Origin of the sequence: Bradyrhizobium murdochi, assembly GCF_000472965.1 — a bacterium.
In the GTDB taxonomy this organism is placed as follows: domain Bacteria; phylum Pseudomonadota; class Alphaproteobacteria; order Rhizobiales; family Xanthobacteraceae; genus Bradyrhizobium; species Bradyrhizobium murdochi.
Window position 1 is genome coordinate 27,812 of record NZ_AXAU01000017.1, and the last position, 13,137, is coordinate 40,948.

The following is a 13,137-nucleotide window of genomic DNA, read 5'->3' on the forward strand; positions in this document are numbered from 1 at the left end:
GCACGGGCTGCATCAAAGCACGGCAAGCTGCTTGTTCATGAGATCGGTCACCAGCATCAGTCCCGGCGCATGCGTGATCGCGAACGGCACCTTGGCGGCTGCGATCACCGATTGCGGCGTCACGCCGCAAGCCCAGAACACCGGAATTTCGTCGGCCTCCACCGGCACCGGATCCCCGTAGTCGGGTTTGGCGAGGTCGGCGATGCCGATCGATTGCGGAAGACCAATATGGACCGGCGCACCGTGCACCGATGGAAAACGCGAGGTGATCTGTATCGCGCGTATTGCATCCGCTGGCTTGAACGGCCGCATCGTCACCACCATCGGCCCGGCAAACGGACCGGCGGGGCTGCAGGCGATATTGGTGCGGAACATCGGCACGCGCACATCGCGCTCGATATGGCGGATCGGGAGACCTTCCTCCAGCAGCGCCTCTTCGAAGGAGAACGAGCAGCCGAGCACGAAGGCGACGAGATCATCGCGCCAGTGCGCCATGATGTCGGTCGGCTCCTCCACCACCTCGCCGTCGCGCCAGATGCGATAGCGCGGCAGGTCGGTGCGGATATCGAGATCGAGGCCGAGCGCGGGAATGCGGGGGTCGCCGACGTCGGACATGCCGATGATCGGGCATGGTTTGGGATTGAGTTGACAGAACCGGTGAAACGCGGCCGCTAACTTCTCGGGCAGGATTGCAAGATTGCCCTGGACGAAGCCGTTGGCCACACCCGCTGTGTGAGTAGCCATGCCATTGCGGCACGCATGCCGGGCTGCCACGCTGGGCGATAAATCTGGCCTATCGCGGCCCGTAGTTTCCGTCCTCGCCAAGCCGGTCATCGTTGTCCCCGCTTCCATTCTTATCGACATCTACTCCCGCATATGGCTATGATAATGTCTAATCGTCTTTTCTAATCAAGTTCAATAAACAGCAATTATCGATCTGCGGGCTGAGGGTGCATGACTGATTTCAAGGCAATTGAGACTTTCATGTGGGTGGTGACGCTTGGCAGCTTTCGCGGCGCAGCCCAGAAGCTGAACACGACGCAGCCGGCGATTTCACAACGGATCGCCCAGCTCGAGCGCGAGGTGGGCGTGAAACTTCTCCAGCGCGACCGTCGCATGGTGCTGCCGACGCCGAGCGGACGGCAATTGATGGTCTATGCCGAGAAGCTGATCGGGCTGCGCTCGGAAATGCTCGCTGTGGTCGGCGATCGCTCGGCGATGCGCGGCGTGCTGCGGCTCGGTGTCGCCGAAACCATCGTGCACACCTGGCTGCCGCAACTGATCAAGAGCGTCAACTACGCCTACCCCAACCTCTCGCTCGAGATCGAGGTCGACATCACCTCGAATTTGCGGACCCGGCTGTTGGCGCAGGAGATCGAACTCGCCTTCGTGCTCGGCCCGCTGACGGCGCCGATGGTCAACAACCGGGCACTGTGCGATTATCCGGTGGGCTTTACGGCCAGCCCCTCGCTCGGCCTCGGCAAGCAGGAACTGACGCTGCACGATCTGGCGAAGTTCCCCATCATCACGTTTTCGCGCCGTACCCAGCCCTATGAAATCGTGCGCTCCCTGTTCAACCGCCCTGACCTGCCGCCGATACGGCTGCATGCCAGCGCCTCGCTCGCAACCGTCATCCACATGGCGATCGAGGGTCTCGGCATCGCCCTGATACCGACCGCGATCGTCGAGGACGACATGGCAAACGGGCGGCTACAATTGCTGTCGACCAACCTGCAGTTGGCGCCGCTGACGTTTTCGGCAAGCTGGCTCGCCTCCCCCGACACCGTCGCAGTGGAGCGCGTGGTCGAACTTGCGGCCAGCCTGGCGCGAGGAGGCGTCATTGTTGACGCGACGCCGCAGGCGCGTCATTGAAAATAACCGAACAAGAATGAACAAGCGCCTGCCCACCTGATCTCCCGGAACAGTGCATGACCAAGATCGGCTCCAATCTGCAAATCGATTCCGCCCGGCTATGGGGCACGATTCACGAAACCGCCAAATTCGGCGCTACGCCAAAGGGCGGGGTAAGGCGGCTGACGCTCGGGCCTGGGGACAAGCAGGTGCGCGACTGGTTCCGCGAGCGGTGCGAGGCCGCCGGACTCGAAGTGCATGTGGATGCGCTGGGTTCGATGTTCGGCCTGCGCAAGGGCCGCGACATGTCGAAGGCGCCGGTTGGGCTCGGCTCGCATCTCGATACGCAACCGACCGGCGGCAAATATGACGGCGTGCTCGGCACGCTGGCGGCGCTGGAGGTGGTACGCACACTCAACGATGCCAGCATCGAAACCGAAACGCCGATCTGCATCTGCAACTGGACCAACGAGGAAGGCTCACGGTTCGCGCCGGCGATGATGGCATCCGCGGCCTATGTCGGCGACTTCACCACCGACGATATTTTGTCGCGCAAGGACGCCGAGGGCGTCACGGTGGCGGAGGCGCTTGACAGCATCGGCTATCGCGGTGACGCGCCGGTGGGCCGCCAAAAATTCTCTGGCTTCGTCGAGCTGCATATCGAACAGGGGCCGATCCTGGAGGCCGAGAACAAGACCATCGGCGTGGTCGATTCCGGCCAGGGAGTTCTGTGGTACGACGGCAAGATCACCGGCTTCGAGAGCCATGCCGGCTCGACGCCGATGCCGCTGCGCCGCGACGCGCTGGCGACGCTGTCAGAAATCGTGCTGGCGATGGAAGCAATCGCCAAGAAGCACGGGCCGAAAGCCGTCGGCACCGTCGGCGAAGCCGTGATCGCCAATCCCTCGCGCAACGTCATTCCCGGCGAGATCGCCTTCACGGTGGATTGCCGCAGCGCGGATGCTGCCATCATGGATGCGCTGGATAGGGATTTGCGCGCGGCGATCGCCGAGATCGCGGCGCGACGCAAGGTCGATGTCCAGTTCGATCTGATCTGGCGCAAGCCGCCGACCCATTTCGACCCTAAGCTGGTGGATGCGGTGGAGAACGCCGCAAAAATGCTCGGCTATTCGCATCGCCGCATCACCTCCGGTGCCGGCCACGATGCCTGCAACCTCAACACCGTGATGCCGGCCGCCATGGTGTTCGTGCCCTGCAAGGATGGCATCAGCCACAACGAGCTCGAGGACGCCACGCAGGCCGATTGCGCGGCGGGCGCCAACGTGCTGATGCATACCGTGCTGGCGCTGGCCGGCGTCGCGTCCTGACAATCAAGAAACGAGGGGGAAAGCTGTGCGCGGAGTTTTCGTTGACGCAAATGAATCGCTGGCCGTGATCTTCGAAAGGCTGCACCAGCCCGGCGATCCTGAGGTGCGGATCCACCGAAATCCCGATATCACCTCGGATCAATATCCCGGGATACTCGACGGCGCCGAGATCGCGATCGTCGATCACACTGCGCTGCCGACCGATATCGCGAAGAAATGCACCGGGCTGAAGCATGTGGTGTTTCTCGGCACCGGCGCACGCAGCTACATGAATCCGGAAGAGCTCGCCGAACTCGGGATCCAGGTGCACCTGATCAAGGGCTATGGCGACACGGCGGTGGCCGAATGCGCTGTTGCGCTGATGTGGGAAGGCGCGCGCGGGCTTGCGAAAATGGACCGCGGCATCCGCGCCGGCAATTGGCTGCGCGACGACGGCATGCAACTGACCGGCAAGACGCTCGGCCTGATTGGCTTCGGCGGCATCGCCGCGGAGGTGGCGCGGATCGCGATCGGCTCGGGCATGCGCGTCATCGCCTGGAACCGGTCGCCGAAAAAACACCCGAAAGTCGAGTTCGTCGATCTCGACGAACTCTTGACCGAGGGCGACGTCGTCTCGATCCATCTGTTGCTCAACGACGAAACGCGTGGATTGATCTCGCGCGCCTGCATCGAGGCGATGAAGCCCGGCGTCATCCTGATCAACACCGCACGCGGCGCCATCGTCGACGAGGAAGCGATGATCGATGCGCTGAAATCGGGCCAGATCCGCCATGCCGGCCTCGACGTCTTCAACATCGAACCGTTGCCGGCCGATCATCCGCTGACCAAACTGCCGAACGTGACGCTGTCGGCGCATTCGGCGTTCCGCACGCCGGAAGCGAGCGAGAATCTGATGCGTGCGGCGTGGGAGCACTGCCGAAGGATTGTTGTGAAGGGGAGATAACCCTCTTCCTTCTCCCCTTGTGGGAGACGGTGGATCGCTGACGCGCAGCGGCAGCGAGACGGATGAGGGGTCTGTCTCCGCGGAGAGAACCCCTCATCCGGCGCCATAGCCGATGCAAAGCATCGGCGTTCTACGAGACGGCGGCCATAGGCCGCCTATGCCACCTTCTCCCACAAGGGGAGAAGGAAGAATACTCTGCTGCCATATATTCCAACCTCATCCTGAGGAGACCGCGAAGCGGTCGTCTCGAAGGATGGCCGCGGGCGAGATGGGGGCCTCATGGTTCGAGACGGCGCTTACGCGCCTCCTCACCATGAGGGTCTTGCCTAATCCACCATCTCCGCGACTGCCTTGCCGCACGCCACCGTATCCGCGTTACCGCCGAGATCGCGCGTGCGTAGCGTGCGCTCGCCCAGCGTGCGCTCGATGGCGCCGACGATGGACTCCGCTGCCTGCTTCTCGCCGAGATGCTCCAGCATCATCGCGCCGGACCAGATCATGCCGATGGGGTTGGCAATCCCCTGCCCAGCGATGTCGGGCGCCGAGCCATGCACCGGCTCGAACACGGACGGGAAATTACCTTCCGGGTTGATGTTGCCGGATGGCGCGATACCGATGGTACCGGTGCAGGCCGGGCCGAGATCGGAGAGAATGTCGCCGAACAAATTGGAGCCGACCACGACGTCGAACCAGTCCGGATGCAGCACGAAATTCGCGGTGAGAATGTCGATGTGGTACTTGTCCCACTTCACGCCTGGATATTTCTTCGCCATCGCCTCCACGCGCTCGTCCCAATAGGGCATCGTGATCGAGATGCCGTTCGACTTGGTCGCCGAGGTCAGATGCTTCTTTGGCCGCGACTGCGCCAGCTCGAACGCGAATTTCAGGATGCGGTCGACGCCGGTGCGCGTCATCACCGTCTGTTGCGTGACGAATTCACGGTCGGTATCGGGGAACATGCGGCCGCCGACGGAGGAATACTCGCCCTCGGTATTCTCGCGCACCACCCAGAAATCGATGTCGCCGGGCTTGCGGTTGGCCAGCGGCGACGGCACACCGGGCATCAGCCGCACCGGGCGCAGATTGACGTACTGGTCAAACTCGCGCCGGAACTTGATCAGCGAGCCCCACAGCGAAACGTGATCGGGGATTTTCGCGGGCCAGCCGACCGCGCCGAAATAGATCGCATCATGCTTGCCGATTTTATCCTTCCAGTCCTCCGGCATCATCTCGCCGTGCTTTTCGTAATAGTCCCAGGACGCGAAATCGAAATGATCGAAATGCACGGAAACGCCGTGTTTTTTTGCTGCCGCCTCCAGCACGCGCAGGCCTTCGGGGATCACTTCCTTGCCGATGCCGTCACCGGGAATGACCGCGATCCGATACTGCTTTTTTGCGCTGCTCATCGAGAGTTTCCTTGTTGTCTTGCCCGGCCGCTAATGCCGGTTATTCGATTGTCTTGCAATGGACCAATCCCGCCTGCCGCGCAACGCTGCACTGCAATGTTGACCGAGACGGCGCCCGCCGCTTACCAATTTCGCTGACCGTCTTCCACCCTCCTCTCACCACACGAGAATCCCATGGACCTGCATCTGCGCGGCAAGCGCGTCCTGATCACCGGCGCCTCCAAGGGCATCGGCGCGGCCGCGGCCGAAGCCTTTGCCGAAGAAGGCTGCGACGTCATGCTGGCCGCCCGCAGCGGCGAGCAGTTGAAAGCGCTGACCGAGCGGCTGCGCTCGGCGCACCAGATCGCCGCGACCGCCCATGTCGTCGACCTGCGCAAGGGCGAGGATATCGCAAGACTCGCCAACGAAGCCGCCGATATCGACATTCTCGTCAACAATGCCGGCGACATCCCCGGCGGCTCGATCGACAAGATCGACGAGGCGACATGGCGCCACGCCTGGGAGCTGAAGGTGTTCGGCTACATCAATCTCACCCGCGCGATCTACGCGCAGATGAAGGCGCGCGGCGCCGGCGTCATCGTCAACGACATTGGCGCTGCCGGAGAAAAATTCGACGCTAATTACATCTGCGGCAGCGCCGGCAACGCGGCGCTGATGGCATTCACCCGCGCGCTTGGAGGAAAAAGCCTCGCCGACAATATCCGCGTGGTCGGCATCAATCCCGGCCCCGTCGGCACCGACCGCCATGTGACGCTCCTGAAGACGCGGGCGAAGAACCAGTTCGGCGACGAGAACCGTTACAAGGAATTCCAGAAGAACATGCCGCTCGGCCGCCCCGCGCATGCGCGCGAGATCGGCGACCTCATGGCATTCCTGGCGTCGGATCGCTCGGGATATACGTCGGGGGTGATCTTTATGGTGGATGGCGGATATACGGCGGGGTGGGGTTAGGCTCTCGCCACGCACTCTCCCTCATCCTGAGGAGCCGCGCATCGCGCGGCGTCTCGAAGGATGGGCCGCGGGCCGCATGGTTCGAGACGGCGCGGTGCGCCTCCTCACCATGAGGGTCGACAGGGACACGCGGCATGCAAATATCTTCGGTCGGCCACAACACTGATGCGTTTCCACTTTGCCGGAAAATGTTCTACAGCACGATCTGCGATCGAGAGCCGAAGCAGGAGTATCGAAGTGGCTGATCAGGGGCTGGTGCGTGAGACGGCGGTTGCCATTGTCGGCAAGCTGAAATCGGGCGAAGTCACTCCGCTCGACCTGCTCGACGTGCTGGAAAAGCGCATCGCCGAGGTCGACGGCAAGGTCAACGCGCTGCCGACGCTGTGCTTCGATCGCGCCCGCAAGCACGCCAGCGCGCTGATGAACAAGCCCGTCGCCGAGCGCGGCCTGCTCGCCGGTCTTCCGATCCCGATCAAGGACCTTACCAATGTCGCCGGCGTCCTGACCACGCAGGGCTCGCCGATCTACAGGGACAACATTCCGGCGAAGTCAGATATTCTGGTCGAGCATCTCGAAAACAATGGCGGGGTGATCTACGCCAAGTCAAACACGCCGGAATTCGGTGCCGGCGCCAACACCTTCAACGAAGTGTTCGGCCCGACGCGCAACCCTTTCGACACGTCGCGCTCCGCGGCCGGCTCCTCGGGCGGCGCGGCGGTCGCGCTTGCGACCGGCACGGCCTGGCTGGCGCACGGCTCCGACATGGGCGGTAGCTTACGCAATCCCGCGAGCTTCTGCGGCATCGTCGGATTGCGGCCAAGCATCGGCCGCGTCGCGCATACCCCAATCGCCGCCATCGATCGCAATCTCGGAGTTCAGGGCCCGATGGCGCGCAATGTCGAAGACGTGGCGCTGCTGCTCGACGCCATGAGCGGCGAGCACCCCGCCGATCCGCTGTCGCTGCCGGTGTTGCCGAATTCGTTTCTCGCAGCCGTCCGCTCCGGCAACAAGCCGAAGCGCGTCGCCTATTCGCCCGACCTCGGCATCACGCCGGTCGACGCGGAAGTCGCCGCCGTCACCCACAAGGCGGCGCAGCGCTTTGCGGAGCTAGGGGTCATCGTCGAAGAGGCGCATCCCGATCTGCGCGAGGCCCATGAATGTTTTCATGTGCTGCGCGCGTTCGACTTCGCGCTTTCCAAGGCGGCGCTGCTGCGCACGAAACGCGACCTGCTCAAGCCCGAGGTGATCTGGAATATCGAGGAAGGCCTGAAGCTGACGGTCGAACAGCTCGAACGCGCCGAGGCGCAGCGCGTCGCGATGACCGCGCGCACGCTGGAATTTTTCGAAAAGTACGATCTATTGCTCGCCCCCGCCACGATCGTGCCGCCCTTCCCGGTCGAGAACCGCTACGTCGCCGAATGCGCCGGCAAGAAGTTCGACAATTACGTCGAATGGCTCGGCATCGTCTACGCGATCACGCTGGTGTGTTGTCCTGCACTGTCGTTGCCGTGCGGCTTCACGGCCACTGGCCTTCCGGTTGGGCTGCAGGTGGTCGCGCCGCCGCGCGGCGAGGCGCAATTGCTCGCCGGAGCCAAGGTGCTGGAGGATATTCTGGGCGTGCGCGGCACGACGCCGATCGATCCGAGGGCACTGAGGTAAACCAGGCGCGCTTGCCGATGAGGGGCCCTTCACATGACCGATGAGAATGAGCCGCTGCCCGAGAGCAAGCTGACGCGCAGCAAGGAACGCTGGGCGCGCGAGGGAAAATTCCTCACCGGGAAGACCTCGCGGCCTGAAGACCAACGGCTGCCGCCAGGGCAGCATCTGACCAGGGATTGGCCAACGCTCGATCTGGGACTGACGCCCAATATTTCCCGCGAGCGCTGGCGGCTTGACGTCTACGGCGCAGTCGAAAAACCGATCTTCTGGGATTTTGCGCAGTTCACGGCCCAGCCGCAGAGCAAGTTCGTATCCGACATTCACTGCGTCACGACCTGGTCGCGCTACGACAATCAATGGGAGGGGCTGGCAACGCGTGACCTCCTGGACACTTGCCGGCCGCGCGAGGAAGCGCGATTCGTGGTGCTGCACTCCCATGACGGCTACACTACCAATCTGCCGCTGGAAGATTTCGCCGCCGAGGATGCGCTGCTCGCCCATAGCTGGTCCGGTGCGCCGCTGGAGCAGGAGCATGGCGGCCCGGTGCGGCTGGTGGTGCCGCATCTCTATTTCTGGAAAAGCGCGAAATGGCTGCAGAGCATTGAGTTTTTGGCAGAGGATGCGCCGGGCTATTGGGAAGTACGCGGCTATCACAACCGCGGCGATCCGTGGGCCGAGCAGCGCTATTCAGGCGATTGAAGGTAGTTTAACGTGCTTTTCCGTTCGGGGGCTTCATCCTTCGAGACGGCGCTTGCGCGCCTCCTCAGGATGAGGTCTGAGACCCTCATGGTGAGGAGCGCGGCGACGCCGCGCGTCTCGAACCATGAAGGCCAATGCCGCAGCCGAGAGATCCGCAATCCACTGAGGAGATTGCCGTGCCGAGCGAACGCTTTCAATTCACCGGCGAAGGCGGCCATCAGCTTGCCGCTGCCCTCGATATGCCGGACGGACCGGTGCAAGCCTACGCGCTGTTTGCGCATTGCTTCACCTGCGGCAAGGATGTGTTGGCGGCGAAACGCATTGCGACGGCGCTCACCGCAAAAGGCATCGCGGTATTGCGGTTTGATTTCACCGGGCTCGGCTCCAGCGAGGGCGAGTTCGCCAACTCGACCTTTTCCTCGAACGTTGCCGACCTCGTCCACGCCGCCGATCATTTGCGCGAAACCCGCACGGCGCCCGCGATCCTGATCGGCCACAGCCTGGGCGGCGCCGCGATCCTCGCTGCCGCGGGGCAGATACCGGAGGCAAAGGCAGTCGTCACCATCGCGGCTCCCTCCGATCCCGTGCATGTCACGCATCTCTTCAAGGATCGCCTCGACGACATCCGCACGCACGGCACGGTTGAGGTCCAGCTCGCCGGGCGGCCGTTTCACATCAAGCGCGAGTTCCTCGACGACATCGCCGAACACAGCCTGGCGGCGCGGATCGCAGACCTTCACAAGGCGCTGCTGATCATGCATTCGCCGACCGATGACACGGTCGGCATCGACAACGCCACCAAGATTTTCGTTGCCGCCAAACATCCCAAGAGCTTTGTCTCGCTGTCTGGCGCGGATCACCTGCTGAGCAGCAAACGGGACGGCGCCTATGTCGCCGACGTCATCGCCGCGTGGGCCGAGCGCTATATCGAGCCCGCCGCGGCGCAGCCTGCTTCTGCCGCGAGCGAGGCGCCGCGTAACGTCGTAGTTCGTGAAACCCGCAACAGCAAGTTCCAGCAGATCGTCGCCACAGGTCCCCATCAGATGGTGGCGGATGAGCCCGTTGCCGTCGGCGGCCAGGATAGCGGGCCGGGACCATATGATTTCCTGCTCGCAGGCCTTGGCGCCTGCACGTCGATGACGATGCGGATGTATGCCGATCGCAAATCGCTGCCGCTGGACCGCGTCACCGTGACGCTGAAGCACAGCAAGATTCACGCAACGGATTGCGCCGAATGCGAGACGCGCGAGGGCATGCTGGATCAGATCGACCGGGTGATTTCGATTGAAGGCGCGCTCGACGCCGGTCAGCGCACGCGGCTGATGGAGATTGCGGACAAGTGTCCGGTGCACCGGACACTGACGTCAAAGATACGGATCGTGACGAGGGCGGCGGAGTAGCCGGGCCTTCATGGTTCGAGACGCGCAGCTTCGCTGCGCTCCTCACCATGAGGAGATAGATGACCTCATCCTGAGGAGGCGCGAAAGCGCCGTCTCGAAGGATGAAAGCCCGGCTGTCGAAACGCCTAAGCAGCCGCCAGTGGGCGAACCCGCAGTGCGCCGCGGAGACCGGCGGCGGTGCCGACGAGGATGCCGGCGAAGGCAATCAGCGAAGCAAGCGCCAGTGTGGAAAATCCCGTCAACCCCTGCCCGATCGAGCAGCCGAACGCCATGACGCCACCGATGCCCATCAGCGCGGCACCACTGCCGGAGCGCAGCATGTGACGCGGCGATTGATAACCTTCTAGCTGAAAGCGTCCAGTCAACAGCGCCGTCACGAGGCTGCCGGCGAAGACGCCGAACACGGTGACGATGCCGAAATTGAGCGTCGAGCCCGTCGACAGCATGACATATTGAAGGGCGTCCGCGATCGGCGCGATGAAGGTGAGCGAGGTCACCGGCGTGGGATTGAAATCGTCGGCGCCGAGATAGCCGGTGGCAAACCAGCCCGCCGCCGCCAACAGGCCGATGACGAGACCCGCGGCGATCTGGCCCGGCGACCGCCGGAAAGCGGGATGTGCAAAGGCAAAAATGATCAGCGCTGCGGAGATAACCGAGGCGGCCAGCATGCGCGCGGCCGTTGCGCTCAAGCCTGCGGCGGCAAACAAGGCCGGCACCGAATTCGCTGTGGCCGTGGTCTGCGACGCCCCGACCATTGCGATGCGCGACGGGGCGATCAGGCCCTTCAGCGTCATCTGGGCGAAGATCGCCAGCACGACCACCACCACGAAGGAGCGGAGATTGCCGCGCCCAAGCAGCACCAGCGCGCGCGAGCCGCAGCCGTTCGACAGCACCATGCCGTAACCAAACAACAGCCCGCCGAAGAACATCACAGGCGCGGAGAACGACGGCTGCAGATAGATCGACTTGCCGATATCGACGAGGCCGCCCGCAGCCAGCAACTGCGTCATGGCCACCGCGACGCCGATCGCCAGCGCATAGGTGCGCACCAGCCGGCCGTCACCTTTAGCCCAAAACCCTCTGAGGCTGCTGAGCAAGCAAAACCCGCTCAACAATCCGACCGATCCATAGACGAGACCGATCAGCAATCCGCTGATGACGACGATATTGGCACTGTCCAGCACTGGTGTTTCCCTGTTCCCGCGCGGCCGATGCAGCGGTTACCGCTCAAATAGGAGCCATTTCAGCAGTTGCTAATATGTTGGAAACGTCCGCGCGTCCACGCCGCAACGATGCGAAGAATGAATCGCCCGCCGAGATCGGCCACGGCGGAATGAAATCATTGCGCGCGGGCGGGGTACGGCAGATTTATTCCCCACGAAAGAATGAGGAATCCCGCGCCTCCAGCAAATACCTGCTTCAAGGCCGCAGGATCACCCGGTCGCGCGACGAGCCGGCGACCGCGATGAAGGCAGCGCGGGCGTGTTCCAGCGGATAGATCGCGGCCGGCTGGATCGGGAACGGCTTGAGATGCCCGCTGGCAAATCCAGGCCCGAGCTCCCGCAGCACCGCGCCAGTCGCGATCGACGACAGGCCGAGGGTGTCGATGCCGACATAGGTGTGCTGGCCGCGATAGAATTCCAAAATATTGAACTGCACGATGCGGTCGATTGCGGCGATCAATATCTGCCGCCCGCGCACCGCCAGCGATTGGTGTGCTGCCTGGAAATAGGGATCGCCGACCGTGTTGAACACGATGTCGGCGCCCTTGCCGCCGGTGAGTTCGCGCACGCGCGCCGCGACATCGGTTGCGGAAGCGTCGATGACTTCTACCTTTGAATTGGCGTGGCCTTCGTAGGGCTCGCTCTTGCGCACCACGCCGATCACCCGCGCGCCGTGCCAGCTCGCAATCTGCACCGCAGCCTGCCCGACCTTGCCGTTGACGCCCATGACCAGCAAGGTCTCGCCTGCCTTCGGAACGCCGGCGCGGCGCAAGCCTTCCATCGCGGTGACGAAAGGCACGCCGATGCCGGCCGCCTCCTCCCATGAAATGCCCTTGGGCTTCTCCACCACGGCGTCGGCTTCGACCGCGAGATGCGTAGCGTGCGTGCCGTCCCGGCGAATACCGAGATCGCCGGAAGAGCCGAACACCTCGCGCCCGATCCAACCATCCGGCCCATCGATGACAACGCCCGCATAGTCGCGGCCCGGTGTGCGCGGAAACACCGCATAGGGCATCAGCCCGGTCGCCGCCTTCACATCGGACGGATTGACCGCCGCCGCCTTGACCTCGATCAGCAACTCGTTGCCGCCACGCGACAGCGCGCGCGTCTCGATGACGGGCGCAAGTGAGGCAGCGTCGGCGACTTTTGCCGGTAGGCGGACGCAGCGGGCCTGCACCAATTGGCTATCTGACTTGGGAGCCGGCTTCACGATATCTCCGGTTGGCTTGAGCGCTGTCGGCGGCGGGAGCTGCGTGGCCAATGACTAACGGACCGGCCGATTAGTGCAAGGGGTGTCAAACCGCCGTTGGCTTCGTAGGATGCCGCGACCGCCGCGCGGAAAGCTGCCGCAAGGCTTCGAAATCACCTCGCACGAAGGCTTCCTTTTTGGCTCGGCTCCACTTCTTAAGTTTGCGTTCGTTCTCGATGGCGTCGGTGATGCGGTCGAACCATTGCGAGAACACCAAGGTGACCGGTCGTCGGATTGCGGTATAGCCGCCAAGCGTTCCGCGTTGTGCTGCGCAATCCTTATTTCCAGTGTCGTGCGCGTCGTTCCGATGTAGAAGCTGCCGTCGGCACAGCGGAGGATGTAGAGAAAGGCGCCTTCCGTCATTTTCGACCTCCACGTTCTCCGCTTCCGCCCCTCATCCTGAGGAGCGGCGCCTTCGCCGCGTCTCG

The 13,137-nt window shown here is 63.3% G+C and carries 11 protein-coding genes and 1 pseudogene; 7 read left to right on the plus strand and 5 right to left on the minus strand.

The features are described from left to right. Positions 1 to 12: 12 nt before the first annotated feature. A complete protein-coding gene (locus tag YUO_RS0126850; protein ID WP_028350042.1) occupies positions 13 to 834 on the minus strand; it encodes a putative hydro-lyase in 822 nt (273 codons plus the stop codon). A 120-nt stretch (positions 835 to 954) separates the two neighbouring features. Here YUO_RS0126850 and YUO_RS0126855 point away from each other — a divergent pair, with 120 nt between their 5' ends. Genes YUO_RS0126855 through YUO_RS0126865 form a run of 3 tightly spaced genes read left to right on the plus strand, consistent with a single transcriptional unit; the run spans position 955 to position 4,122 of the window. Next, the gene (locus tag YUO_RS0126855; protein ID WP_028350043.1) at positions 955 to 1,872 is read left to right on the plus strand and encodes a LysR family transcriptional regulator; all 918 of its coding nucleotides are present in this window, start codon (positions 955 to 957) and stop codon (positions 1,870 to 1,872) included. 56 nt (positions 1,873 to 1,928) lie between these two features. Next, positions 1,929 to 3,179, plus strand: a complete 1,251-nt coding sequence (locus tag YUO_RS0126860) for a Zn-dependent hydrolase (protein WP_028350044.1) — start codon at positions 1,929 to 1,931, stop codon at positions 3,177 to 3,179. Positions 3,180 to 3,204: 25 nt separating this feature from the next. Further along, complete coding sequence (locus tag YUO_RS0126865) at positions 3,205 to 4,122, plus strand: NAD(P)-dependent oxidoreductase (RefSeq protein WP_028350045.1); 918 nt, start codon at positions 3,205 to 3,207, stop codon at positions 4,120 to 4,122. Between the two features lie 326 nt (positions 4,123 to 4,448). On the opposite strand, the gene YUO_RS0126870 is transcribed toward YUO_RS0126865, so the two are convergent. Beyond that, positions 4,449 to 5,528: a tartrate dehydrogenase gene (locus YUO_RS0126870; protein ID WP_028350046.1), complete on the minus strand. Its 1,080-nt coding sequence runs from the start codon at positions 5,526 to 5,528 to the stop codon at positions 4,449 to 4,451. Between the two features lie 174 nt (positions 5,529 to 5,702). On the opposite strand from YUO_RS0126870, the gene YUO_RS0126875 reads away from it, so the two are divergent. The 4 genes from YUO_RS0126875 (at position 5,703) to YUO_RS0126890 (ending at position 10,237) form a co-directional block, all read left to right on the plus strand. Further along, positions 5,703 to 6,479, plus strand: coding sequence for an SDR family oxidoreductase (locus YUO_RS0126875; protein ID WP_028350047.1), 777 nt, complete (start codon positions 5,703 to 5,705; stop codon positions 6,477 to 6,479). A gap of 237 nt (positions 6,480 to 6,716) precedes the next feature. Continuing rightward, on the plus strand, positions 6,717 to 8,138 hold the full coding sequence (locus tag YUO_RS0126880) for an amidase (RefSeq protein WP_028350048.1): 1,422 nt from the start codon (positions 6,717 to 6,719) through the stop codon (positions 8,136 to 8,138). A 33-nt stretch (positions 8,139 to 8,171) separates the two neighbouring features. Next, positions 8,172 to 8,837 carry a sulfite oxidase-like oxidoreductase gene (locus YUO_RS0126885; protein WP_028350049.1) on the plus strand — a complete coding sequence of 222 codons (666 nt, stop codon included), beginning with the start codon at positions 8,172 to 8,174 and terminating at the stop codon, positions 8,835 to 8,837. A 176-nt stretch (positions 8,838 to 9,013) separates the two neighbouring features. Then, positions 9,014 to 10,237 (plus strand): bifunctional alpha/beta hydrolase/OsmC family protein, encoded by a 1,224-nt coding sequence (locus tag YUO_RS0126890; RefSeq protein ID WP_028350050.1) that lies wholly within the window; start codon positions 9,014 to 9,016, stop codon positions 10,235 to 10,237. Positions 10,238 to 10,362: 125 nt separating this feature from the next. On the opposite strand, the gene YUO_RS0126895 is transcribed toward YUO_RS0126890, so the two are convergent. The 3 genes and pseudogenes from YUO_RS0126895 to YUO_RS41860 form a co-directional block, all read right to left on the minus strand. Continuing rightward, on the minus strand, positions 10,363 to 11,421 hold the full coding sequence (locus YUO_RS0126895) for a YeeE/YedE family protein (protein WP_198028103.1): 1,059 nt from the start codon (positions 11,419 to 11,421) through the stop codon (positions 10,363 to 10,365). A gap of 235 nt (positions 11,422 to 11,656) precedes the next feature. After that, positions 11,657 to 12,670, minus strand: a complete 1,014-nt coding sequence (locus YUO_RS0126900; protein ID WP_028350052.1) for a quinone oxidoreductase family protein — start codon at positions 12,668 to 12,670, stop codon at positions 11,657 to 11,659. 85 nt (positions 12,671 to 12,755) lie between these two features. Then, positions 12,756 to 13,072 (minus strand): annotated as a pseudogene (locus YUO_RS41860) (GIY-YIG nuclease family protein). Positions 13,073 to 13,137: the final 65 nt, after the last annotated feature.